This is a genomic window from Hymenobacter sediminis (genome assembly GCF_003231285.1).
GTDB classification, from domain to species: Bacteria; Bacteroidota; Bacteroidia; order Cytophagales; family Hymenobacteraceae; genus Hymenobacter; species Hymenobacter sediminis.
Map to the genome: position 1 here is coordinate 43,861 of NZ_QKNS01000010.1, position 25,434 is coordinate 69,294.

20 protein-coding genes are annotated in these 25,434 nt (G+C 58.8%); 16 read left to right on the plus strand and 4 right to left on the minus strand.

Translation table 11 applies throughout. The features are described from left to right. The first annotated feature begins 222 nt into the window (after nt 1-222). A complete protein-coding gene (gene purE, locus DNI29_RS21725; protein WP_110980255.1) occupies nt 223-756 on the plus strand; it encodes a 5-(carboxyamino)imidazole ribonucleotide mutase in 534 nt (177 codons plus the stop codon). Further along, complete coding sequence (locus tag DNI29_RS21730) at nt 753-2,003, plus strand: 5-(carboxyamino)imidazole ribonucleotide synthase (RefSeq protein ID WP_202910559.1); 1,251 nt, start codon at nt 753-755, stop codon at nt 2,001-2,003. The genes purE and DNI29_RS21730 overlap by 4 nt, the downstream gene beginning before the upstream one ends. Before the next feature lie 569 nt (nt 2,004-2,572). On the opposite strand, the gene DNI29_RS21735 is transcribed toward DNI29_RS21730, so the two are convergent. Continuing rightward, on the minus strand, nt 2,573-3,022 hold the full coding sequence (locus DNI29_RS21735) for a hypothetical protein (protein WP_123823368.1): 450 nt from the start codon (nt 3,020-3,022) through the stop codon (nt 2,573-2,575). Nucleotides 3,023-3,708: 686 nt separating this feature from the next. Here DNI29_RS21735 and DNI29_RS21740 point away from each other — a divergent pair. The 5 genes from DNI29_RS21740 (at nt 3,709) to DNI29_RS24305 (ending at nt 7,460) form a co-directional block, all read left to right on the plus strand. Then, nucleotides 3,709-4,098, plus strand: a complete 390-nt coding sequence (locus DNI29_RS21740) for a carboxypeptidase regulatory-like domain-containing protein (protein ID WP_162303702.1) — start codon at nt 3,709-3,711, stop codon at nt 4,096-4,098. 103 nt (nt 4,099-4,201) lie between these two features. Next, the gene (locus tag DNI29_RS21745; RefSeq protein WP_202910560.1) at nt 4,202-5,299 is read left to right on the plus strand and encodes a glycoside hydrolase family 18 protein; all 1,098 of its coding nucleotides are present in this window, start codon (nt 4,202-4,204) and stop codon (nt 5,297-5,299) included. A 693-nt stretch (nt 5,300-5,992) separates the two neighbouring features. Next, nucleotides 5,993-6,538, plus strand: a complete 546-nt coding sequence (locus tag DNI29_RS21750; RefSeq protein ID WP_238388179.1) for an RNA polymerase sigma factor — start codon at nt 5,993-5,995, stop codon at nt 6,536-6,538. A 3-nt stretch (nt 6,539-6,541) separates the two neighbouring features. Further along, nucleotides 6,542-7,162: a hypothetical protein gene (locus tag DNI29_RS21755; protein WP_123823370.1), complete on the plus strand. Its 621-nt coding sequence runs from the start codon at nt 6,542-6,544 to the stop codon at nt 7,160-7,162. Nucleotides 7,163-7,184: 22 nt separating this feature from the next. Continuing rightward, nucleotides 7,185-7,460, plus strand: a complete 276-nt coding sequence (locus tag DNI29_RS24305) for a hypothetical protein (protein ID WP_123823371.1) — start codon at nt 7,185-7,187, stop codon at nt 7,458-7,460. Nucleotides 7,461-7,793: 333 nt separating this feature from the next. On the opposite strand, the gene DNI29_RS24765 is transcribed toward DNI29_RS24305, so the two are convergent. After that, on the minus strand, nt 7,794-8,024 hold the full coding sequence (locus DNI29_RS24765; protein WP_202910561.1) for a Kazal-type serine protease inhibitor family protein: 231 nt from the start codon (nt 8,022-8,024) through the stop codon (nt 7,794-7,796). A 371-nt stretch (nt 8,025-8,395) separates the two neighbouring features. Here DNI29_RS24765 and DNI29_RS21765 point away from each other — a divergent pair, with 371 nt between their 5' ends. Further along, a complete protein-coding gene (locus DNI29_RS21765) occupies nt 8,396-8,842 on the plus strand; it encodes a hypothetical protein (protein ID WP_110980259.1) in 447 nt (148 codons plus the stop codon). Between the two features lie 368 nt (nt 8,843-9,210). Here DNI29_RS21765 and DNI29_RS21770 read toward each other — a convergent pair whose 3' ends face one another. Both DNI29_RS21770 and DNI29_RS21775 read right to left on the minus strand, forming a co-directional pair. Continuing rightward, entirely contained in the window at nt 9,211-11,157 is a 1,947-nt protein-coding gene (locus DNI29_RS21770) for a KUP/HAK/KT family potassium transporter (protein ID WP_110980260.1), read from the minus strand. 398 nt (nt 11,158-11,555) lie between these two features. Continuing rightward, nucleotides 11,556-13,343 carry a M14 family metallopeptidase gene (locus DNI29_RS21775; protein WP_110980261.1) on the minus strand — a complete coding sequence of 596 codons (1,788 nt, stop codon included), beginning with the start codon at nt 13,341-13,343 and terminating at the stop codon, nt 11,556-11,558. A gap of 995 nt (nt 13,344-14,338) precedes the next feature. Between DNI29_RS21775 and DNI29_RS21780 the strand changes: the two genes are divergently transcribed. The 8 genes from DNI29_RS21780 (at nt 14,339) to DNI29_RS21815 (ending at nt 25,427) form a co-directional block, all read left to right on the plus strand. Continuing rightward, entirely contained in the window at nt 14,339-15,241 is a 903-nt protein-coding gene (locus DNI29_RS21780) for a helix-turn-helix domain-containing protein (protein ID WP_110980262.1), read from the plus strand. 120 nt (nt 15,242-15,361) lie between these two features. After that, nucleotides 15,362-16,231 (plus strand): SDR family NAD(P)-dependent oxidoreductase, encoded by an 870-nt coding sequence (locus DNI29_RS21785; protein ID WP_110980263.1) that lies wholly within the window; start codon nt 15,362-15,364, stop codon nt 16,229-16,231. Nucleotides 16,232-16,884: 653 nt separating this feature from the next. Beyond that, nucleotides 16,885-17,475: a TetR/AcrR family transcriptional regulator gene (locus DNI29_RS21790; protein WP_110980264.1), complete on the plus strand. Its 591-nt coding sequence runs from the start codon at nt 16,885-16,887 to the stop codon at nt 17,473-17,475. A 133-nt stretch (nt 17,476-17,608) separates the two neighbouring features. Further along, nucleotides 17,609-18,349, plus strand: coding sequence for an SDR family oxidoreductase (locus DNI29_RS21795; protein WP_110980265.1), 741 nt, complete (start codon nt 17,609-17,611; stop codon nt 18,347-18,349). A gap of 719 nt (nt 18,350-19,068) precedes the next feature. Continuing rightward, on the plus strand, nt 19,069-19,440 hold the full coding sequence (locus DNI29_RS21800) for a MerC domain-containing protein (protein WP_162303703.1): 372 nt from the start codon (nt 19,069-19,071) through the stop codon (nt 19,438-19,440). Nucleotides 19,441-19,795: 355 nt separating this feature from the next. Continuing rightward, nucleotides 19,796-22,504 (plus strand): carboxypeptidase-like regulatory domain-containing protein, encoded by a 2,709-nt coding sequence (locus DNI29_RS21805; protein WP_238388180.1) that lies wholly within the window; start codon nt 19,796-19,798, stop codon nt 22,502-22,504. 74 nt (nt 22,505-22,578) lie between these two features. Then, entirely contained in the window at nt 22,579-23,781 is a 1,203-nt protein-coding gene (locus DNI29_RS21810; protein ID WP_110980268.1) for a DUF4876 domain-containing protein, read from the plus strand. 59 nt (nt 23,782-23,840) lie between these two features. After that, nucleotides 23,841-25,427, plus strand: coding sequence for a DUF6850 family outer membrane beta-barrel protein (locus DNI29_RS21815; RefSeq protein ID WP_123823372.1), 1,587 nt, complete (start codon nt 23,841-23,843; stop codon nt 25,425-25,427). The last annotated feature ends 7 nt before the right edge of the window (nt 25,428-25,434 follow it).

Consider the following 25,434-nt stretch of genomic DNA (forward strand, 5'->3'; position numbering starts at 1 on the left):
TTAAGTTTGGCCCCAAACTTCGGCTGCCACTTGTGCTGGAGCGCTAGCTTTGTGGCCGCGGAAAAGGGTTTCCAACCGGATACCCTTTTCCGTTTTTCACCAGCAAGGCAAGGCGCAACTCAACCGCAAGCTGCCCAAACGCAGGTTTGGGCGGGCAACCACGCCTAAAATCACGTTTTTTCGATTACCTGGGGATTATCAATCCCCGCTACACGGCCCATCATGAGTACCCATCTTCCATCTGATACCCCTAGCCCCAACACCACCCTGGGCACGCCCCTGATCGGCGTTGTCATGGGCTCCAGCAGCGACTGGGACACCATGCAGCATGCCGTGCAGATTCTCTCGGACTTCGGTGTGGCCTACGAAGCGCGCGTGGTGTCGGCCCACCGCATGCCCGACGACTTGTTTGCCTACGCTGAACAAGCCGGCCCGCGCGGCTTGCAGGCCATCATCGCTGGCGCGGGTGGGGCTGCCCACCTGCCGGGCATGATGGCTGCCAAAACCACGCTGCCCGTGCTGGGAGTGCCGGTGGCCAGCCGCCATCTGCAGGGGGTAGATTCACTACACAGTATCGTGCAAATGCCTAAAGGGGTCCCCGTGGCCACGTTTGCAATTGGCACTGCCGGGGCGGCCAATGCAGCCTTGTTCGCGGTCAGCCTGCTGGCCCTGCACAACCCGGATCTGGCGACCAAGCTGCAGGCGTTTCGGGCTGAACAAACCGAGGCCGCTCGCGCCATGACGCTGCCCGTATGAACGCCGATACTCACATTGCAGCTATGACCCCGGTTTTCCCGGGCAGTGTGGACGCCGCCGGCCAGCGAGCCACCTTAGGGGTTTTAGGGGGCGGCCAGTTGGGCCGAATGTTTGTGCACGCCGCCCAGCGCCTGGGGTACTTCACCGCCGTGCTGGAGCCCGATGCGCAAAGCCCGGCCGGGCTGGTGAGTCACCACCACATCCAGACCGACTACGACGACCCGGCCGGGCTGGCGCAACTGGCCCAGCTGTGCCAGGCCATCACCACCGAGTTCGAAAACGTGCCGGCCCAGGCTTTGCAAACGCTGGCGCAGGCTCGACCCGTGGCGCCGAGCGCGGCCGTGGTAGGTATTGCCCAAAATCGCATCGAGGAAAAAGCCCACTTCGCGGCCTGCGCTAACTTGTCGGGGGTGACCTGCGCGCCCTATGCCGTGATTGAAACGCTGGCTCACCTGCAGGCCATTCAGGGCGACCAGGCTGATTTGCTGCCTGGCATCCTGAAAACCGCACGCATGGGCTACGACGGCAAAGGACAGATCCGCGTCAAGACGAGCGGTGAGCTGGCTGCCGCCTGGGCGGAGTTGGGTGGCGTTGCCTGCGTGCTGGAAAAAATGCTGCCGCTCACCGCCGAGTGTTCGGTGCTGGTAGCGCGCGGCTGGGACGGACAAGTCGTTAGTTTCGCCCCGCAGCGCAACGTGCACGTCAATGGTATTCTGGCCGTGACCCACGCCTACGAAGGGAATATGCCGTCATCCCTAGCTGATAGGGCCCGCGACGCTGCCGTTTCCATCGCGCACCATATTGGCTATGTCGGAGTGCTCTGCGTCGAGTTTTTTGTGGTGGAAGACGGCAGCGTGCACGGCGGCCTGGTGGTCAACGAGATGGCTCCGCGCCCGCACAACAGTGGCCATTACACCTTGGATGCCTGTGACGTGTCACAGTTTGAGTTGCAGGTGCATGCCATGGCGGGCTTGCCCTTGCCGCAGCCGCGCCAGCATTCCCCGGCCATCATGCTCAACCTGCTGGGCGACGTGTGGTTTGACGCCAGTGGGCAACTTCAGGAGCCGGACTGGCATTCCGTATTAAGCCTGCCCGGAACTCATTTGCACCTGTACGGCAAGGTGGAGGCGCGCGCAGGCCGCAAGATGGGCCACCTGACCATCACCGGTCCGGATGTCACCAGTGTCACAACCGTAGCGCGGCAAGCTGCTGATCTGCTCAACTTGCCGGGTCTGAACGCCATCTAGATGCCCCTGTCTGAACGTGACCAAGTCAACCGAAGGGCAGGCACCTTCTTATGGCAGCAAGTGGGATACGTGTTCTTTAAGCAGAAACATTACCCGTGGTTTGCTTTCAAGCGGATGCGCATTTCTTATGGTTAACAAAGTTCGATACGCCCGGGCCTAATAACACAAGTCTCCTCTATGCTCACCAAATCGGACCTGCACCAGCCTTTTTACTTTACAAAGGCGGGTAATGGGAACGTTAGGTCCATGTACTCCGGCGTCGTGGTAGTCAGCGTAGGCTAAGCGCTGGTAGTGGCTCGGCAGGAGTCCTGATCCAGCTTTCACGTACGAGCAGGTGCAGGTAAGAGGTCCCTTATCTGAAATCGCTCAAGCGCTAGCCCTAACCAGGAGGGTTTTACGCACGCGTCCGAGCAAGCAGTAGCTGCCACTCTGTAGACTTGCTCCTTGGGTCTACCTGATTCGGGCCGCAGGCAGCACGAGCGGCTTGAATTCCGGTAAGCAGCGCGTCAGGACAAATCCAAAGCCCCGGCCTGGGTAGGCCGGGGCTTTTGGTTTTATCGTTTTCTGAACTAGGCGGCCTGTAGCTCTGACTCGTAGTAGCAGTCCCAGTACCCGTTGTTCAACCGGTATACGTTCAGCCGATACACCAGCCCTAGGGCAGGGTGACGTGCTTTTACCTGCCCCCGCCAAATAATTGTGCGCACCTGCGCGCCGGGCTCGGGCTGCACGGATTGACCTACTGCAAAGGCGTAGGGAACAGGCGTTAGGTCGGGCATGGTGTTATCGAGCAGGGCAACAGGCGCGTGCTGCTTGTTGGACTTGGGCTGGGAGACAATAATCCCGTTGCACTCCTCTTCGTGCCAAGCGAGCAACTCCCCACAGTGCGCACACACAGCTGCTCCTCCCTCTTCTTGGAAGACAATGGATACTGTTTCCTCCAAGGCCCGTAAGCTCTGCTCCTCTTCCAGCAGAGCTGGATCAAGCAGTACCGTTGAAGCACTTTTTCTTCTGGTAACCATTACTACGCAGGCTAAATATCTAAGCTAAATTAATGACTGCTAATCATATTGGCAAATTCACTCGCAGGGCGCGGACGGTTACCTTACTTTAACTGTAGTAGGGAAGCAGTCTCTTATACAATACCCCACATGGCCTTCTTAAGGGAACCCGATAGTACAGTCATACCAGTAAACGCCAGTCGTGGCACGCCGGCGAAGTGCGGGCTTCTACTACGAATCGAGTTGCTTTGATCCTGCTAACGTGAGTTTCTCGCTTACGGCAGGTTCTGGCTCCAGCAGGCAATAGTTTATCAGGGAATAGATGGATCGTCCTTGTTCCCTTAACTGTAAGGCCTCCGCGCTGCCACAGGGTTTAACCCTGCTATAAGGTGGATGTCGAAGACTAAAGCCCTGACCCCAGCTTGCCTACGATTCAGAAAAAGGGTTCACCCTACCGGGGTACCACCAGCGCACGAGAAGCCGGGGAGCCAGTTCTTCTCTAGCCTGGTGTCCATATCGCCAGGGCAAACCGGAAAGGGCAATACAATGATAATTTACTGCTGGCAACATCCACCGCTGCCTACAGGTTCTGCTTGCTCATCCGTCCCCTGTTGCTCATGAAGCCTGGCTTGTTGTTCTCATTGCTAGCTCCGTACCGCAAGCCCTTGCGGCAAAGTTCAATCACTCCTTCTTCGCCCGCAGCCACGATGGAGAGGGTACCTCCCAAGGCCTTTTTGTACCAGGCAACAGCGGGGTGGTGGGCAAGGGCCGGACTGGGTAGTAGCCTGCTGCTGCTAGCGGGTCTGGCAAAGGGGCAGGGCCAACTGGCGGACAGTACCACACGACCCGCCCAGGATCTGGTCCTCACGGGCCAAGTAGTGAGCGTGAGCCAGGTGCCCATTGCCGGGGCAACCCTGTGGCTGAAGGGTACTTCCGTGATAACTAGCACCAATGCTGACGGCAAGTTTTTACTGCGGCCGACTACGCCTGGCCCGTACACCTTGCAGGTGGAAGCCGCGCGGTTTGTCCGGGCGGAAACCGTGACAAATGGGCAAGGCCCGATACTGATTAGGCTCTACCCACTGGTGCGCCGTTGAACAGGGGGAGTAGGCACACATCTTATTGGGAGCAGGTGTTGAGTGGATGGAGCTGACCCCGTACATTGGGAAAGCTTTCCCATACGCATTGAGTATCATTGCCATGCGAACCATTCTGTATGTAGCACTGCTGCTGGTCATGACCGGAAGCAGGTCGATTCTACCCGCCCGCCCAGCCCCGAAGCCCGGCCTGGCGATTATTGCGTACTACGCAGGCAACGCTACCGGTTTTCGGCAATACCCGACGGAAAAACTTACGCACATTATCTACAGCTTTCTGCACCTGCAAGGCGCGAGGCTCGCCTTCGATACTCCGCAGGACCAAGCTACGGTAGCCGCACTAGTTGCCCTCAAGCAGCAGCACCCGCAGCTGAAAGTGCTGCTGTCGCTGGGCGGCTGGGGCGGCTGTGAGACCTGCTCGCAGGTGTTTGCTACGGCACAGGGCCGCAGTGCCTTTGCCACCTCCGTGAAAGAAATACTGACTGCCACCCACACCGACGGCATCGACTTGGACTGGGAGTACCCGGCCGTAGCTGGCCCTCCCGGTCACCGCTTCGCCCCCGAAGACCGCCACAACTTTACTTTGCTGGTACAGGCGCTGCGCGCCACGCTGGGCAGCGCCTACGAGATTAGCTTTGCCGCCGGGGGCTTCCCCGAGTACCTGCAACAGGCCGTTGAGTGGCAGGCCGTGATGCCGCTGGTCGACCGCGTGAACCTGATGAGCTATGACTTGGTCAACGGCTACAGCACCACTACGGGTCACCACACACCGCTGTATTCTACCCCGCGGCAGGTGCCTTCGGTAGACGACGGGGTGCGTTTTCTTGACTCGGTAGGGGTAGCCCCGGGAAAGATTGTCATTGGCGCGGCCTTTTACGCCCGAATCTTCCGCGGCGTGGCCGGCCGCCACCAGGGCTTGCAGCAAGCCGGGACGTTCAAGCAGGCCGTCAACTACAAGGATTTTGCTGACAGTTTATCGGCAGCCCGGGGCTTCTCTTTCTACTGGGATGAGCTAGCGCAGGCTCCCTATGCCTACAGCGCGCAGCGGCAGGAGTTCGCCACGTTCGACGATGCACAGTCGATTCGGCTGAAGACCCGGTATGCCCGCAAAAAGCAGCTTGGCGGCATCATGTTTTGGGAACTGACCGGGGATAAGCCCCGGCAGGGTTTGCTGGAGAGCCTGCACCAGGCGGCTCACTAGCTTACGCCAGGGTGACCCGTTTTGTCTGATGACTGGTGCTGCCGGGCGGCCCGTTGGTTCCGGGGTAAACGCAACATGAAAATGCTTGGCTTACCACCGGATCAGGCTATGGCAGCAGGAAACAAAAGAAAGGCAGGCCGCCCGCAAGGGTATCGCCTTGGTTACCTGGAGGCTTACCGAACCGAACCGGATGGGCACGAGTTGATACGGTTTGCGGCTCCCACTTTGTTCGAGGAGAGCAGAAAGCACAGTTCACCCGTTAAAGCACGTGTTAGCGCACTCACCTAGCTGGAGTATTCCGTTACGCAAAGCATGCTAGTCGGTTGGAGAGTAGGCGCTTGTCTAAAAGATGCTAGTGGCTTAAAAATACCGCTTGTCGACGACGACGGATGACGATGCCTCGACAACACAAGTATTGGTAACGCGTGACTTCGACAGTACACTGTGGCTAGGTAAGCATTCTTGCTACTTATTTAGGACTCCTGGTACTAGGGTTTCATGACGGTCCCCGGGTGCTTAACCGCTTCGGATAGCCTGCGCCGACAGCCGCTAACGCGGGGACACACCCGAGAGATACCCCCTCAGTAGCCGTGGGTACAATGAAAAATAGCCTAGGACACTAACAAGACCTAAGGATAGGAGAAAGAGTGACGCACCTTTCTTGCGGTGGCGATGCCGGCTGCTGTAGTTTTTTTGTCTGGTTGGCAACTAACTGAGAAAAGCCCCCTGCAAACCAGCATCATGGCCACCGAGCAACTCTTTCTTGCCCAACTCAACCAGCACCTGGGCATTGCCTACAGGATAGCGCAGGCCTATCAGCCCGAGTTGGACGAGCGGGCCGATTTGCTGCAGGAGATGATTTATCAACTCTGGCGGTCGTATCCGTCTTTCACGGGACAGGCAAAGTTTTCTACCTGGATGTACCGCGTATGCCTGAACACAGCCTTGATAGCCCGGCGCACGGCGCGCAAACGAGAAACTGAACCCCTGATGGGCTGGCACGAACAAATTCCTGCCCCGCCGCCCGATGACCGTGAGCAGGCTATCCGGCAGCTATTTGATGCCATTGCGATGCTCTCGCCCCTGAACAAAGCCATTGTGCTCCTCTACCTGGATGACTTGAGCTACGAGGAAATTGCCACCATCACGGGCCTGTCGCAAACCAACGTGAGTGTCCGGCTGGTCCGGATTAAAAAAGAATTGAAGTCGCGTCTACCTGTCAACCCTACCACTCCCTAACCAATGTCAACAATGGATGAATTGAAGCACGCCTGGGCGATGGGTATACCGGGCCTAACGGAAGGACTGCGGATGGAGCAGGTCCAACTTCTATCTATTACCAAAGCCAGGAGTGCCCGGCAGGTCAACCGAGCCATGCGCTATTTCTGGGCCTCACTAACGCTCCAACTTATCGTGTACGGGCTGCTAAGTCATGTGTTTGTCCGCTTGTGGGGCGTGCTAGCGGTACAGGTGCTTTGCTTAGGAGGAGCGTTGCTCTACCTACCCTTCACGATCGTGCTGTTGCGGCAATTCAAGCGAATTGCCCGGGCCAGCCCGGCCCGGCTGGCAGCAGGCGCTTCCCTACGAGCAGGTGTCCAGCAGCAATATGAGAGCCTGCGGACCTTCTACCGGTTCAAGCGCGGCTATGAATACCTACTGATTCCGCTTTCTAGCGCGCTAGGAGTGTGGTTGCTTTTCCGACTCTACGTGCCGGGAGCCATCCCGCAACATCCAACGGGGGGGCTCTTGAGCTACCTACTTGTTCTGCTGGCATGTGGATGGGCCATTCAGCGGGAAAACCGCATCCACTTCGAGCAACCTCTGCAGGAGTTGAAAGATCTGTTGATGGAATTCAGTCAATAACCCTATAGCACCGTCTGCGGACATGAAAACCTGGCTCCTCCTGGGCCTGGCCGCAAGCCTGTGTGGTTGCGGCAGCCGGCAGCAGACGAATCGGCTGCCCCAGCCGCAACAGGGAGTCGTCAATGCCAATGGCATCATCCTGGCCCCAAACCAGGAAGCCATCTTACTGACTGCCGGGACCAACAGAAAACTGACAGCATGGCCCACTTCCTTTTGCCATTCATTAGCCCGTCGGGGCTATCTGGTGATTGGTTTCGATAACCGCGACGCGGGACTTTCGAGTCGCGGAAAGACCTAGCGTAAACCACCGGCATGCGTGGAAACAAGGATAGTGGAGCGAGAAGACGGGGAATAAGGCAGCGCCAGACAGTACTAGTAGCCCCTTGGGGAACGTGTAGATAGTGCATCGAAAGAGCCGTTATCAACCCTGCCCGTTAGAGTTGCCCACGCGATTACCTACCTACTACGCGGAAGTGTACCAACATATGCTTCTACAAAGACGCGCCTGATTCGATTAGCAATTCCCAGGAGATTGTACTACCCGAGGGGTTACTGCAGCAGTAGGGGAAGCAAACAAAAAAGCCTCGGCCAAATGGTCGGGGCTTTCTTGTTTACGGCCAGTTATTCCTGACTAATTACCGCATGCTCCTTTCGTGTAGGTGGTCACGCCAGCCCGATGAGCATAGCAGGCATTGGAATACGTCACACCGTTGCTACACACCGGATCGTACACATCCAGACATTGATAGGGTGGACGCACGGCAGCGGCCTGGCTGGTGGCAGTGACCGGTGCGGGGGTAACCTGGTCCTTCGAGCAGGCTCCCGTTACCAACAGGAGAGCAAACAGAGCAAGTTGTTTCATAGCAGTGGAAAGGATTGAAAGTGGAACAATCCCCAATACTAGCTAAGCTGGGGAGGCAAGTCTAGGACATACTTTCGCCTTTTGTGACAGGAGTTAGTACTCCTTATAGGGTCTGCAGCCTGACTTCTCTGTGGCCTTGAGAGGGATAGTCCATCATCCGATTATCTACAGCAAAAAGCCTCAGTTGAATGGTTGAGGCTTTTTATGCGGGGAGGTATGCGTGGCTGCGTGGACTGGGCGCCGCGGACGCCACGATACTGCCTTGGCGGCGAGTGTAGTTTATTCCGTACCAGGCTGTTGCTGGCATGCAACCATTTTAAACCCGAAAGAATCTAAAAAGCAGCTGCTTCTGGCTTTCCTCACCCTCGGCTATGCGGACCCTATCCCTGCTCTTGATTTTAGGTAGCCTGATAAGCTGCCAAAAAGATAACGCCGCCCCTACTACTGCTGCTGCGCTGCTACCGGGCGATTGGTACCAACAAAGCGTAACGTTTTATCACTACGACCTGGACGGCCGCCTGCGCGGTGAGCAGACGAGTCCGTCTGGCCCTAACAATAAGCTGATCGTAACGGACAGTACGATTGCCTACTACAGCGACATCAGCATTGGTCCGGGTCCGGGTCCCACGCCAGGACAGTGGGTGGTGCGCCGCTACTCCCTGCAGGGGGATACCATCCGCTATGTGAATTACGGCCGGCCTGAGGTCATCAAGGAGATTTCCACCCGCCGCCTCGTCCTGCATCATCCCGGCAAAGCCGCCATCAATCCCGGCTTCAGTACCGGCTACAGTGAGTACGACGCGACCTATACCCGTTAAGCAGTCGTCTTTGACTGCATTTCTTATAGCCAGGTACCTCTATAGTTGGGGCGGGGCGCGCTGTGGAGGAGCACTTATAAACCAAAAGCCCCGACACGCTGTGTATCGGGGCTTTTAATTGAAGTTGCAGGACTCTGTTGTAGCAGGATTTGTTAATAATTTACTTAGCTACTCACTAGCAAGCCTTCCGTATGGAGCCCATGGGACAAGTTGCTTCACTGGTAGCGGCAGATTCTTGCCTGAAGCCCAAGAACAGCTGCGCCCCTGCCCGCTTGCTGAATCTGGGCAACCGCAATGCTTTGCTGCTTGCGCCCCTAGCCAAAGAGCAGCCAATGCCTTTTCAAGTAAAAAATCGCCGCCCTTAGGTGTTAATCGCGCTGTAGATGCAGCTCAGGACGCGGCGGCATATGCAGGGGCACGTTTTCAATGGTGTACGTGCTGTTATCGAGACCGAAGCTTTCCGTTTCAGAAGCGCCGAGTCCTTTCAGCCACCCGTGCAGGCGCAGAGCCAGCCGCTGCCAGCCGCGCAGCAGGTATTCGTAGGGAAGGGTTTTGTTGAGAATGACAAACTGAAAGTCGCCGGCCATTTCCTGCCCGCGTAGACTTTCATAGCGCGAGGTGATGTCAACTTCCTGGTTCTGCACCAGCTCCGTGACAACCTGCCGGAACATGTAGTTCAGGGCGTGGTCGACGCGGAAGCCAAGGTAGAAGTCGATGCGCACCAACTCGTCGGGCAGGATGTGCTCCACGTGGTAGCGACGGGTATAGGGGTCGTCGGTGGTGTGCACGTGCACGAGGTAGTACACGTCGGCCCGCTTGGGGCGGCGCTTAAAGATGCTGTGGATGATACCGTTTTCCACCTGCCGCGGATTTTCTGATTTGGTCAAATACACTAGGTGGGTGGCGTAGCGCGGCACGGAATCGTCGTTGCTGAGCTGCTTGAGCAGGGGTAGGTAGTCGGCCAGCGGGGTAAACTCAGTCAGTTCGTTGCGGATGCGCTGGCCCACAATCCAGCTCAGCATCACCAGCAGCAGCACGCCCGCCAGCAGTACCGACAGCCAGCCGCCGTGGGTGAACTTGGCCAGGTTGGCCGTCAGGAAGGAGCCCTCAATCACCACGTACAGCCCAATCAGTCCCACGATCCACAGCCAGCCGACGCGCCGCATGCGCAGGTAGTAAGCCAGCAGGGCCGTAGTCATCAGCATCGTTACTGTCACGGCCAGTCCGAAGGCCGCCTCCATGTTGCCTGACTCACGGAAGTAAAGCACCACGCCCACGCAGCCGGCGCACAGCAGCCAGTTCAAGGAAGGCACGTAGGCTTGGCCGCGCAGCTCGGTGGGGTAGTTGACGAGCACCTTGGGCCAGAACCGCAGCCGCAGGGCCTCGATAACCAGCGTAAAGGAGCCCGAAATCAGCGCCTGCGAGGCAATTATGGTAGCCAGTGTGCACAGACCGATAGCCGGCAGCAAGGCCCACTTCGGGATGAGCAGGAAAAACAGGTTTTGTTCGCCCAGTGGGGCACCCTGGTGCTGCAGCAGCCAGGCCCCCTGACCCAGGTAATTGAGCACAAGGCAGGTCTTGACGAAACCCCAGGACAGGTAGATGTTCTTGCGGCCTACGTGACCCATGTCAGCATACAGGGCCTCCGCGCCGGTGCTGCACAGGAAGATGGAGCCCAACAGCCAGAACGCGCCCGGCACCTGCGTGAGCATCACCAAGGCGTAGTGCGGGCTCAAAGCGCGCAGAATGCTCGGCTCCTGCACCAGGTGCGAAACACCCAGCACGGCCAGCATGGAAAAAAACACCAGCATGACCGGCCCGAAGAGCCGACCGATAACCTGGGTGCCGAACTGCTGAAACGCGAACAAGGCGGCCAGAATGGCCAGCACGATGGGCACCGTGTTCAGTCCTGGCCATACCATGCGTAGCCCCTCAATGGCCGAAGCGACCGAAATGGGCGGAGTAATGATGCCGTCGGCCAGCAGGGCTGCTGCCCCAATAATGGCTGGCAGGTAGAGGTAGCGCACCGGTAACCGTCGCAGCCGGGCGTACAGGGCCAGAATGCCGCCCTCGCCGTGGTTGTCGGCGCGCAACGCAATGAACACATACTTCACGGTGGTGAGCAAAGTGAGCGTCCAGATAATACTGCTAATCGTACCCAGCACCACGGTTTCGGTGATGGGCTGCGTTACGAATACCCCACGGACTGTATAGAGCGGGGAAGTGCCAATGTCACCGTAGACGATGCCCAGGGCGACGAGCGTGCCGGCGGCGGTGAGGTGGGTATGTAAAGTTGAAGCAGGCGAATGAGACATGCAGGCAAACGAAAGTGAACAATGGCCCAGTTTACGGACAATTGCCTTTCCTGATAGCCCAGGGTGAGTTGACGCCTAGCGTTGAGCTATCGGGTCCACCCGCGCTGGCTGGGTATTGCCGCATAATAGCCTGATCATGCAGCTTTTGGGCAACTGCAAGCTGCTTTAGCTGAATTCGCTCCCTTAGCTGAACCTAATGTTCAGCTAAGGGAGCGAAACCGAACCGTCAAAAGAAGTAGTTGGCGCTGTGTACGCATCGTACGGAAGCAGACACTGATTTCCCTCGCCGCCTGATCAGTGAGTTCATCTAGTGTAGACTCGCGTCCCAGACATTCGCATCTGCTTCGCCGGTTAGCCTGGCGGGAGCAGTAAAGATCAACTGGGTCGCTCCCTCTTCTTTAATTCAGCTCGCGAGCAATGGGGTAGCGCAAGGGGTAGGGGTGGCCTGGCCCGGCGTGCTCGTAGAGCCAGGCAAGCCGCGCGTCCGGGTCGGCGGCAAAGGCGGAATCGGCGCGGAGCTTGGCCTCAAATTCTGCCTTCAGTGCCGGATCAGTTGCCAGCAGGCGCTCGCCCAGTGCGGCCAGCACGAAGGCATCGGTGCTGGGCGCGGGGGCCAGCATCTCGGGAAAGAATCCCCAGGCCAGGAACGAGTCCTGGCATTCCGGCTCCAGCAGCGCGGCGGCCAGCAGCCCATTGGGCTGATCGGCGGGCACACGCACGCTGCCTGCCGGCATCGTCTGCTCCGCCAGCTGGTGCCGGAAGGTGGCCGTCATCGGTACGCGGCCTTCATTAGGCTGCAACAGCCGGGGTGCCACCAGCCGCACCTGATCCACTTGCAGCGTACGCGGAGCCGCTAGCGTCTCAAACGTGATGCCGTGCAGGCGCAGGCGGTCAAGTACCTCCGTTTGCGCAGCGGGCACCCACCAGGCCTTGGGTAAGCGCACCGTCTCGGTAGGCTGCTGGCCGATGATGGGCATGCGAAACGTAATTGGCCGGCCAAGCCAGTGCTGCTCCAGCCGACCCGATGCCGGCGACAGATAGGTGTCGAAGGCTATTCCCTTGAACTGCTCGATCCAGCCGATGGGCTGAGGAGCCGGGGTCCAGCGGGTGAGCAGCTCCACCGGACGGCTCGCCCGATCCGCGGCCTTGGCCGCGGCAATACGGCCGGCATCCTGCGCCGCAAGTTTCAGGGCCGCTTCCAGCAGTACGTAGGTGCCCAGCACCCGCTGGCGGTAGGGCTTGAGCATGTGGTTCTCGACCAGCACGGTCGGCACACTGATGAAATCGCCGTAACCGGTGGAGTAGCGCGGGCCTTCGGGGCTGTAGCGAATACCTTTAGTTGGCTCGCGCGTATCGATCGGGCTGGGGTATATCGTGGGCGTATGCCCCGCCTTGGTAAGCGCCTGCATGACGGCCGGGCCAAAGCGACCTTGCAGCCAGTCGGCGGTAGCCCGGTGGCGCGCATACGTGCCCCAGCCCGCGTAAGTGAAGGTCACGTCGTACTGCATATCGAAGCCTTCGCTGACGTGGCAATCAATATAGAGCAGGGGATCCAGCGCGCGGAGCAGCCCGATCATTGCGCGCGTTTCCGGCGCATCCGCCTTTCCGTAGTCCCGGTTCAGGTCAATGTTGCGGGCGTTGGCATCCCGCCCTTTCTCGGCCGGGCCACGCACATGCACAAAGTTCCACGGACTCATCTGCTCGTGACCGTCGATGTTATAAATGGGCACGAACACCAGATCAACCCGGTCCAGCAGGTCATCCTTGCCGCGCAATGCTATGTCGCGCAGCAGCATCAGCCCGGCATCCTTGCCATCAATCTCGCCCGAGTGGATGCCCGCCTGCACCAGCACGACCGGCTTGGACGCGCCGCCCTTGCTAGCGCGCACGTACAGCAGGTCGCGGCCTTCCCCCGTGCGGCCGAAGGTCTGCAGGGTGATAAGGGGGGAAGCCGCGTCGAGCCGTTCCAGCCAGGACCGGACCTCGGCGTAGCGTGGGGTGGTTTGAAAGCCAGCTGCTTCTGCCGGCGTGATCCAGGCATGATCTGACTTAACAATCAATCGTTCGCTCTTGCCGGACCACGGCAGGGTAGGAGGTAGCGTAAGGACATCCTGGGCCCTCAGGCTCGTAGAACCGGAGCAGACCAGTGCTGCCACGATACTTACCCTACAAACGATACTGGGCATTATGGTCTTTCTAAACAAAAGAAAAAGGTTACGAGTGAATGGTTGAGTAGTCACCCGGTGTAGACTACTTCGAGTATAAGCCTCCGTGACGGAGGACTGTTGAAGTGGTTATTGCCTCCACTGAAACAGAACTCTCTGGGGAGTACAGCGGCGCGCATTGCTATTTGCGCATTTGACTGCCTTGGTATCCAGCGTGCAACAGGCGATGATTAGCTACCCAACTTCCAGGTACTACTGTTAATGCTACCATCACGACTACTCAACCGGGAGCCAATGGTAGTCGGCACGCCCATAAGACTAGTCAACTACTCGCAAAGCTAACCAGGATCAAAGAAATTTGCATCATAGTTGCATTTAACAAACTAAGTTGATACTTCCGTAGCACCATGTATTGTAGCCGTATTAGTCCTGCTTGGTCTATGGAGAAGCCTATGGTACCGGGCCGCGTGGAAACCTTGGATGGTAGGCAGCCATTAAAACGGGTAAGCTTAGTGATACACTCCACAGGATTCAGCACGACTACCACATCGGCGGATACTTGCCAAGTAAACAGGCTGCTGAGCAGTCCTGCATTTTGATTGCCCCATAGTCTGACTACCGTACTACAGTCCTGTATTCTATCTCCGCGGTGATGCTACCCCTAGCTAGGGTAGTATACTCTCCCTACCCATGGGTAGCACCCCTCTCGTTCGCCTACTGGTGCGCCGTTTACCGAGTTCTTTTTGGCCGGAAGCCGGTGGCAGCATTGTGTTGCTGCTGGGTGCGGTGCTTGAATTGGTGCTGCCCAACACGCAAGCGCGTATCGCACGCTCCCGGCTCTAAGGGAAAAGTGGTGTTTTATGCTGGAGTCAGGTGTACATGCCACCCTGGCGGGGGTGCTGACTCTAGGTCATTCCCTTTCGTACGCTGTACAACTGGGAGGATTGGTTAAAAGCTGGGGTAAGGCAGCTAAAAGCCGCCGTACGCCAGAGGCTTGAATTTGATAACTTTGCTCTATGTCAAAGCCCGAAAGCCTGGCCGAATTTTATCAGCACCATTTTCAGGAGCTCCCCCCGGCCAGGCCCCTGGAGCGGGGGCAAGTCAATGTATTCCGACTAGAAGACGTGCTGGCCCCCAGCGCGGAGCCAGTACAGTACAGCCGCCGCGATTTTTATAAAATCACCCTCATCCGCGGCCGCAACGCGTATCACTACGCCGACAAAAGCTTGGAAATAACCGGGCCGACGCTGTTATTTTTCAACCCCCAGGTGCCCTACACCTGGCAGCCGCTCTCGGAAGACACAACTGGCTTTTTCTGCATATTCCGCGAAGCGTTCTTTCACGGTTGGGGCACCCCGCCCCTGACAGAACTGCCGCTGTTTCAGCCCGGCAGCACCCCCGCTTTCCCTCTCACGGCCGCGCAAGACGAAGCGGTAAGTGCCCTGTATGAGAAAATGCTGGCCGAGCTTCACTCCGACTATCCCCTTAAATACGAATTGCTGCGCAGCTACGCGTCGGAACTGATTCACTACGCCCTCAAGCTGCGACCCACCGAGGCCCGCTACCAGCACCCCGATGCCAAATCACGCCTGACGTCCGTATTTCTGGAGCTTCTCGAGCGGCAGTTTCCCATCGAGTCCCCCACCCAGCGCCTTGCTCTGCGCTCGGCCAGCGACTTTGCCCGGCAGTTAGCCGTGCACGTCAATCATCTCAACCGCTGCGTGCGCGATACGACCGGCAAAACCACTACGGACCACATTGCTGAGCGCCTGGCCGGCGAAGCCCGGGCTCTGCTCCGGCACACCGACTGGAATATTGCCGAAGTCGGCTACAGCCTCGGCTTTGACGAGCCCGCCAACTTCAACTACTTCTTCAAGAAGCACACTGGCCTAGTCCCCTCGGTTTTCCGGCGGGTTTGAATTTCATAAGCATCGGCTTGAATCTCATAAGCTCCTGCCTGGGTGGGTACCCGACCTTTGCTGTCGTTAATCGAGTTGCTCGAATTAACGCGCAAACCCTCATTTCAACCATCCCCCCGCATGGACACCCACGCACACAATCCGCAAGTCTGGTTTATCACCGGGGCCTCTAAAGGCTTCGGACTCGAGCTGGTAAAACAACTGCTGGCTCAAGGCCACCAGGTAGCCGCCACTTCCCGCGACGTCAAGGAGCTGCGCGCCGCCGTCGGCTCCGAATCTTCCAGCTTCCTGCCGCTGGCCGTGGAGCTGACGGCCGAAGCCCGCGTAGGCGAAGCCATTACGGCCACTGTGCGGCAGTTCGGCCGCCTGGATGTAGTGGTCAACAATGCCGGCTACGGGCAGTTGGGCAGCCTGGAAGAAGTAACCGACGCCGAGGCCCGCGAAAACTTCGATATCAACGTGTTTGCCACGCTCAACGTCATTCGCCAGGCCATGCCGCAGCTACGCCAGCAACAGCGGGGGCACATCGTCAACTTTTCCTCTATTGCCGGCATTCAGGGCGGCTTCCCCGGTTGGGGCGTGTACTGCGCCACCAAGTTTGCGGTCGAAGGCCTCTCCGAAGCTCTGGCCGCAGAGGTCGCTCCGTTCGGGGTGAAAGTAACGGTGGTGGCGCCCGGCTATTTCCGCACCAACTTCCTGCAGTCCGGCTCCCTGAAGCTGGCCGCCGACAAACTACCGGCGTACCAGGTAGTGCGCGACAATGAAGCGTACCACGAGCAGGTGCGGGAAGCCAACTCCCAGCTCGGGGACCCCGCGAAAGGCGCCGCGGCCCTGATTCGGATGGTCGCAGCGCCCAATCCGCCCGTGCATCTGCTGCTGGGCGCTGACGCCTACGGCCTGGCCGAGGCGAAGATCAGGAGCCTACAGGCAGACATGGTGACCTGGCAAGCCCTGTCGCACGCCACCGCCGCCGAACCAGCCCACGCGTAGCTTTTACGGGAGTGGTCCGCCTGGCCCCAATTTTTGAAGACTGGGCGGGCCGCTTTAACTGTCTCTACTCCGGCCCTGAGCAGCTGCCGCGACAGGGCAATTCAACCACGTAGTACACCCGCCCCGCTGGCACTCAACAAACGAGGGGCCGCAGGTGCGCCTGGATTGCGGAAAAGGCTAACGAGTTGTCGGTTTAGATTCTCCTGTGGCGTTGGAATCCTTGCTACGGATTAGGGAAGCCCATACTGAGAGCAAGCCCTTTTGCTATGCCTATCAACTGTCGGGTTAGGTAGACGATGATACGTCCCATATTCTTAGCTGCTGAAGTTAGGTAGAAACAGTTAAACGCAATAGTACCAAATTGCTTGCAACTATCGATGGCACTCTACTGGGACAGGAAAGGGAAAACGGCCCGCAGCGGGCGGACTCTTTTCGCAGAAACTCCACTAAACATAATCGTTGTTTTAACCCCATTCTTGGAATATGTACGGGTTTCGACTGCCGTTTGGGGCACTGCCGGCGTGGTACTTCGCCGGTGAGGGGTCCTATTTCGAGGGCATGCTGCTGTAGTTCGCCAGCAAACGGGAAAGAAGGAAAGCAATTTTTAAATAAGACCTTTTAGTCTATATTTACACCACCAATCCGTCCTCACCATGCGCAAAGCCGAGCGAACCAAGCAAAACATCATCGAGCAGGCGGCCCCTTTGTTCAACCAGAAGGGCATCGCCGGTACAACCATTGATGACATCTTGCAGGCGGCCAAAGTAGCGAAAGGGTGTCTCTACAGTCACTTTGAAAACAAAGACGACCTCTCGGCCCAAACGGTTGACTTTCTCTTAGACAAGAGTGTCAGCTGCATCCAGGGTGTCATGAGTGCGGCAACCACGGCCAAGGGCCGGATATTTGCCTATCTGGACTCGTGCCAAGACCCGCTGGATATGGCCATCGTGGGCGGCTGCCCCATCTTCAACCTGGCCGTAGAAGCCGACGACAACAACCCCGCCGTAAAGCAGAAAGTGGGGGCCGTGATGCAAGCCACGCAAGCCAATTTTACGGCCATTTTGCAGGCAGGCATTGACCAGGGCGAATTTGCCGCTACGCTTAAGGCCGAGGATTTTGCCTTCAAGATGTACGTCGCAGTGGAGGGCGCTACCGTTATTTGCCGGGTGCTGGCTAGCAGCCAGCCCATGCGCCGGCTGATTAAAACCCTCAAAGAGGAACTGGATGCTTACTCGCTCGGGTAGGCTTTTTTAGCTTTCAAAATAGACCTTTCGGTCTTTTAACAACTGTTTGTTGACTGCCTTGGCCACTTAAATTTATTTTCAATAATAGACCAAAAAGTCTATTTAGTACTCTTTCACCCATTTTTCAACCACTATGAACATTTCCAATAAAACCATCCTCGTCACGGGCGGCGGCTCTGGTATCGGCCTGGCTACGGCGCAACTCCTGCTCGAAAAAGGCAACCGCCTCCTCATCACCGGCCGTAGTGAAGCCCGCTTGCAGCAAGCAGTGGCGCAGCTACCCGGTGTTACGGCTATTGCCTCCGACCTGACGGATGCAGCATCTGTTGCCGCGCTGGTGCGCCGGCTCGAAGCCGAGTTCAGCGACCTGAGCGTGCTCATCAACAACGCCGGGCATGGCAACGTCTACCAGTTGGGTGTCGGGGCCGACGCGGCGACCAAAGCGGGGGAAGAAATGGCCGCTAACTACCTGGGCACCATTCGACTGACCGAACTACTCCTGCCGCTCCTGACCCGCCAGCCCGAGGCGGCCATCGTCAACGTGACTTCCATTGTAGTATTTGCACCTGCGGCCGTCATGCCTACCTATGCGGCCAGCAAAGCGGCGTTGCACTCTTACACCCAGTCCTTACGCCACACGCTGGCCCAAACCACACAAGTGAAAGTATTCGAGTTGTTCCCGCCGCTGGTGAACACTGACTTTACGACGAAAGTCGGGGGTGAAAACGGCATTCCGCCGCGGCAGGTGGCCACCGAGTTGGTAGCGGGCCTGGAGCAGGATATTACCGAAATTTTGGTTGGTCAAACGGCTCAGTTCTACGAGCTGCACCGTGCTGCGCCAGCCGAGGCCTTTGCGGCCATGAATCAAGGCTAGGGATTGATACTATAAAAAAAGGGAGTAGCTACTAGCTATGCCTGTTCGAGCCAGGCCAGAACTTACTTTGCTTAAAAACTGCCTTAATAGCGTTAAAACGGGCGTTTTTTGAGGCGCTGGTTCTGCTCAGATTTGCCTAACAGAAATTTCTGTTCCTACTCTTGCGCTACCCCTATAGCTCATAGGGGTTCTTGTTCCCAAAGAGCCGGTTTCTTGGTCATAGTGAACACTGCACCAAACGGCCCCGAAAACCCGCGTTTTCGGGGCCGTAGAGCGGGGTGCTAAAAGGAACCATAAACCGGCCGATTATTGGACGGACACAAGTTTAAACCCGCTGCTAGAGCAGGAAGTGCAGCGTCAAGTAGTTAAGCAGCGCATCCAACAGGCTGGGCAACAGCACGGTCGGAGCGGTGGGGCAGGCATGTAAAGCGTTGTTGCAGGAGGCATCCCGTAACGAAAAATTCAGAGTGCCGCCTATACCTTTATGCGATGCCCGCTACCACTATACACAGATAGCAGGCAGCAAGCATAATGCGGCAAGCATGCCATAGGTGAGGAGTTGCTTTCAAGGTAGAATTCATCGTTCACAGGGGCAAGCCATCCGGATGGACAGGTGGCTTCTGCTAATGGAAAGCAAAGTCAAAGCGTAGAAAGCAAAGAAGCCGGGTCTTCAAATGCATCATTGTTGCAATCAAAGACCCGGTTTCTATCTTTGCAGGATGAAAGGATATTCATCTCGGGCGTGGGCTGACTACGGCGGTATGCTCAATGCCATGCTGTGCTTGCTGCACTGTGCCGCCGGCCCCTTGCTGCTGGCTTGGTGGAGCGGACAGAAGCAAGAGCCCGATCCGCTGTGGGACCTCTTGTTTCTGTTGGTTAGCGGCGTACTGGTGGTAGGTGCCACTTGGCGGTTGACTGCTTGGCGGCTGAAGGCAGCGCTGTGGGCTTTTTTTACTTTGTTCGCAGTGACCATCCTCCTGGCTGACGCCTACCCCTGGATGGAGTTGGCACAGTATGGCACCTCCGTGGGACTGCTGGGTACGCATCTGCTGAATCTGCGTCATTGCCGCCGCGCGGCCCCAGTAGCCTAACGGTTGTTTTTCCAGCGGTATTCGTGTTGCCGCTTAGATGCTTGGTCAAAGGATCCTGGCATACTCAGGTACAGAACACCTGCTTGTGATGCGGTATATGCAAATATGTTGCATAATATCCATGACTCTAAAGGAGAGAGTTGCACGGAGTAGATACAACTTCAAGCAGTTGATATAAAGCAATTTGAGCTTGATAGGTTTACTGCTCGGGCGTAATATATGATAGCTTGTCGCCCTTGCTGACTCAGTGAGCAGTAGGAATCCTAAACCTGATTTTAGTTATTTGCATCATAGTTGCATTTAATAAATCAGGTTGAAAAAGAAGCTGTACCCGCCTATTGTAGCTGTACTGACTGTGATCGGGCCTAGCTCGGTCTTTGCCCAACAGACCACCTCCGCTGTATTGGGCCGCGTAGAAGCCACGGATACAGGGAGGCCCTTAGAGTTGGTGAGCGTGTTTGTGCAGTCTATGGGTACTGGTACTGCCACTACCTCGGCCGGTACCTTCCGGCTGGCTGGCCTGCCCAACGGCCCTATCACCCTAACTATTTCGCAGCTGGGTTACCGGGCGCGGGTACTAAGCTTTAAGCTCCGCACCGACACTACCCTGGTCGTGCAGCTGGCCCCCGAATCGCTGGCGCTACCTGACGTGACGGTAACCGCCCGCGAGGAGCCGCTGGGCTCTTCCTCCCGCATCGGGCGCTCGGCCATTGAGCATGTGCAGCCCGCCAGCCTGCGCGACGTACTGCAGTTGCTACCCGGCCAGTTGGCGCAAAATCCTACGCTAGGTGGCCCGCAACAGATACTGCTGCGGCAGGTAACCACTTCACCGGGTGGCGTGCGCGACACCCAGGCCGAGGCGGCGCAGGCGGCTGGTACCGCCATTATCCTCGATGGCGCGCCTATCTCCAACAATGCCAACCTGCAAACCGACCTGGCTATCCTCAATAGTAGTCCCGGCGCGCAGCCGGCGTTTGCTTCGGTTGCCGGGCGGGGCCCGGACCTGCGTCAGGTACCCGCCGACAACATTGAGGAAGTAGAGGTTATCCGCGGGGTGCCCTCGGCCCGGCACGGCGACCTCACGGCGGGGGCCGTGCTGGTAACCACCCGGGCTGGTGCCTATCGGCCTGAGCTGCGCCTGCGCCTTAACCCTACCCTGGCCCAGGTGTCCGCCGGGGGCGGCCGGCGGCTGGCCGGTCGGGACGGGGTACTGAGCGCCAGCGCCGATTTCACCACGGCCACGGCGGATGTGCGTCGTCCCGAAGACCGCTACCGCCGCTTGACCGGGCAGCTCACCTGGAGCCGGGCAGTGGGCGCTGCCGAAACATTCCGCACCACAACCAGCGTGGGGGGCTTTCTTACCCGGGATGGCTACCGGACTGCGGCCAGCAACGTGAGCGTGCGCCGCGCCGACTCCGATGAGCACCAGCTGCGGCTTAATACGCGGGGTACTTGGCAGCCCCTCGATAGCCGGTTTCGCCTGGTCTATACGCTAAGCGCTACAACCAGTGCCCGCGACTCCTATAAGGAAGAGCGCGTGACGCGCGACCTGTTTCCGGTGACTACCGCTACCCGCGACACCACGATGGTAGCCGAATACGGGCAGAGTGACTACCTAAGCAAGCTACGGGTGCAAGGCCGCGAAACCAACCTGTATGGTCGGCTTGAAGGGCAATGGCGCGCTACGACCGGGCCCCTGACGCACCGACTGTTGCTAGGCTCCGAATGGCGAACGGATGCCAACCAGGGGCCAGGCCGGCAATTTGATGTGCGCCGCCCGCCCCGCCAGAACTATCGGGCCGGTGACCGGCCGCGTTCCTACCACGGACTTCCCGCCCTGCATCAGGTGGCCTACTACGTCGAAGACCAGGTAGTGCTCCCCCTGGGAGCCCGGGAGCTGACTCTACAAGGCGGGCTGCGCTTTGATAACGTGGGGCCTCGTAACCCGTGGGCCGGGCGCTTCGGCGGGCCGGTGCTGGCCCCGCGTCTTAATGCGGGCATTGACCTGCTGCCTGGCCTGCGCGCCCGCGCCGGCTATGGCCACCTCACCAAGGCGCCTACCTTCAACTTCCTGTACCCCGGTCTACGCTACATCGACCTGGTCAACTTCAGCTACTACGCCACCAACCCGGCCGAGCGCCTAGTGGTAATGACAACCCACGTACTGGATGCTACTCTGACCGACTATCGCCCTGTGCAGGCGCGTAAACAGGAAATAGGCCTGGACTGGCACCCTACCACCTCCGAGTATCGGCTGGCTATTACCGGCTTCCGCGAAACAACTACCGGGGCCTATGCCACTAACCGGATGGTGCTGCCCCTACCCGTTGCCGTGCTGCAAGCCGCCGTCACGCCCCCTGGTCAGCCGCCCATTCTGGACCCGCACCCGGCCCGCATCGATACATTTTTTGCTGCCTACGACCGCCCCGCGCTCACCCAGTACATCCAGACCGTGGGGGTAGAATTTGTCTTGGAAACCCCGGAGCTACCCCGCCTGGGTACTTCGGTGCAGCTCTCGGGGGCTTGGCTGCGCACCCGCTCCCGTGACGAAAGCTCGCTGGCCGATGCCGACCGGGTCCTGACCGGCACCACGGTGCCGGAGCGCGTACCCGTGTACCCGGGGGGGAGCAGCTACCGCACCGAGCGGTTTTCCACCAGCCTGCGCCTGGTGCAGCGCCTGCCCACCGTGGGCTGCGTGATAACGGGCCTGGTGCAGACCGTATGGTGGGAGCAAAATCAGCTGGAGCCGGTCACTCCGTTGCCTAGCGGCTACGTGAACCGTGACGGGCTGTACATACCCCTTGGTCCGGCCGAGCAGGTGGCCCCCGAAAACGCCGACTTGCAGCGCCCCGTCAACAATACCTACACCCAGCCCGAGCGCCTACCAGCCTTGTGGCTGCTTTCGCTACGCGTAAGCAAAGAGTTTCGGGCGGGCAGTGGCCTTGCTTTCTACGCCAATAACGTGCCCAGCAGCCGACCTGCCTATGTGAGTCCGCGCACGGGCGCTTACCGGCGCCGCAACGAACCCCTGTTTTTTGGAGCTGAGTTTTACGTGCGACTCTAAAGCTATGGGGCTGCTACCGAGGGTAGGGCCGGCTATTTGACTTGTCTTTTTCACCTTTCTCTTTTCCCGTTCTCATGCGCAAACACCTATTACTGCTGCTCCTGCTCCCCCTTAGCTGGCTTACCAGCTGCTCCGACGACGAAGATGAACTGCGTACGGCCACTGTGCAAGTCACCGTGCGCAACCCCGAAAACTACCGCGAATCGCTGGCCAAGGAAACTCGCGTGACGCTCACCAACACCGATAACGGGCAAAGCCAGACCGTCAATACCGACGATGCAGCGGGGCTGGGCCGGGCTACTTTCACGGACGTTCTGCCGGGCACCTACACGGTGGCCGCTACCCGCTCCCTGACCGAGCAGCAGGCCCAGCAGCTGACGGGCATCACCCGGGCTGTGGTGCTCAACGCCAGCCGATCGGGCGTATCCGTCAGCACGGGCACCAGCCCGGCGCCGGTAGAACTGCAACTGGTCGGCTCGCCCTTGGGCGGACTAGTCATCAAGGAGGCCTATTACACCGGCTCCCGCACTCCGACGGGCGGCAGCTATTTCTCCGATCAGTTTTTCGAGATTTACAACAACTCGACCAGCGTTATCTACCTCGATTCGCTTTGCATTGCGGATGTCTACGGGTCCTCGGGGCAGATTAACCCCACTACGCGACCAACCGAATTTCAGAATGATGCCAACCACACGTACGTAAGCAGCGTGTGGCAGATTCCGGGCACTGGCCGCCAGCACCCGTTGCAGCCCGGTCAGAGCATTCTCATTGCCCAGGACGGTATCGACCACCGGGCCGTCAATTCCATGAGCACCGTGGATTTGTCACGGGCTGATTGGGAAACCTACAACGAGCGTCCGGACGGAGCCGATGTGGACGCGCCCGGCGTACCAAACCTCACCCGTCTGTACTTTACCGGAGGCTTTGACTGGCTGACGACCGTGTTCGGTCCTGGCATCATCATTTTCAAGACGACCAACTTCAGCCAGCTGCAGCAGGTAGCCATTCCTAACTCCACCCAGCCTGCCCGCATCAAGGTTCCCAACAGCCTTATTCTGGATGGTTTCGAGGCCCTGCGGGATGGCAACAGTTCCTCGTTTAAACGCCTGGCTCCCGTCTTGGATGCTGGCTTTGTCTTCGCCACGGATACGTACGCGGGGGAGAGCTTCCGCCGCCGGGTAGAAACCACGGTGGGCAACCGCCGCGTGCTCAAAGACACCAACAACAGCGGTCAGGATTTTGAAAAGCTGAGCCGGCCTACCCCCAAGGGATTCTAATCCAGCGACCTCCGCTATTCGGCCTTCTTGTGCCCTGAGACAGCCTTTCAGCAACACGCATGATATTCCCTTTAAGTGTCCTGGCTACCCAATGCCGGCTACCGGCAGCATTGATGCTGCCGGTAGCCTTGGTGGCCGGTGGCGCCACGGCGCATCCGCTTTCGCCTCCCGATAGCCTGCGCGCCTCGTTTGACAGCCTCCTGTACCGTCGCCTGCTGCTTCCACTCAATGCCTGGCAATATCCTATACCTAGCGGGGCTAGCGTTGCCGGTTTGGGAGAAAACAACCCGGCGGCCCTGGTGCAGGCCAGGCTGCCGGCCTACGGACGGTTAGAGGTTAGCGGCCGGATACAGGAAGGCTCGTGGCGACGGCCCCAACAGGCCCGCCGCGAGCTGGCGGGCGGCTTTTCCACGGATGGCTACCGCCGCCGGGGGGCCTGGCACGCCTACGGTAATGCGGGGTATGAGCGGCAAGAGGGGACCCAGGTGCGCTGGGCCAACAACGAAAACCCGTTTGATGGCAACCCTTACCAGTGGGCTGATTCTGTAGGGGGCACCTGGCAGCGGGATTACCTGCGCGCCCATATGGAAGTTGCCCGCACTTTCGGTTCCCACCTTACCCTGGGAGTCGGCCTAGGTTACCAGGCGGGCCAGGGAGCCCGGGAGTCCAATCCGCGACCGTACTTCTTAAGCCGGGTAGCGACTATTGCCCCCGGGGTGTGGTGGCAAAAGGGACGGCACGCGGCTGGTTTGAGTTTTTCGCTCACCACGGCTCGGGAGCAGAATGAGAGCGGTCAGCAGGCCGATCAATTCCCGCTGGTCTACCGCCTACGCGGGCTTGGTACGTTTTCGGCTACGCCCATCGTGACGGGGGAGCGGCAGACAGATGGCCAGCATTGGAAGGGGCAGGGCCAGTACCAGTACATAGGCGCTGCTGGAAGTCATTGGCTGGCCCTGTTCGCTGCTGGCTACCGGCACGCAGCCGTGGAGCTCAGTGAGCTGCGCAATTCCCACCAGAACTTACCCGTCATTTTGCTCCTGCCCGGCGGCACCCTGCGCGAGCATACGGCCACGGGCCAGCTAAGTCTGCTGCGTCCTACCAACTGGGGGCGCTGGCTGGTACAGGGCCACTATGAGTGGCTGCGTCGCCGGGGCACGGACCCGCTGTTTGGCTTTGTCAACGCGTTGGAAGACGAGCACTACATCAGCGCGCGGGTGCAAGTGATGCCCGGACCAGCTGGTCGCCAAGCTTTTACACTCCGCTTGGGCCTGCGAGACCAGCAGATGCAGGACCTGGCCGCCCTCACCCGCTGGGACAGCCGTCGGGGGCAGGCCGAGCTGACGTATCAGCGGCGCGTGGGCGGTCAGGGGCGCTGGGGCGCTATGGTGGAGCCAGCCATAGGGTATGAGCCTCAGCTAAGCAGGACCTTTCTGACGGCTCGCCCCAGCCGTTTCCTGCTGGCCGTTGCCCGGCCGGATTTTCAGGCCCGAACGGCGTCTGCTGCCTACGTCGGCCTGGGGGGCGCGGCTGAGCACTGGCTGCCGGATGGACGCGCCCTGCGCCTGCGCCTGAGTGGGCGATATATGAACACAGACGCCTTAGGTTACCGCATTACGGGGCACGCGGGGGTAGAATGGCTGTTTTAACTGCCTC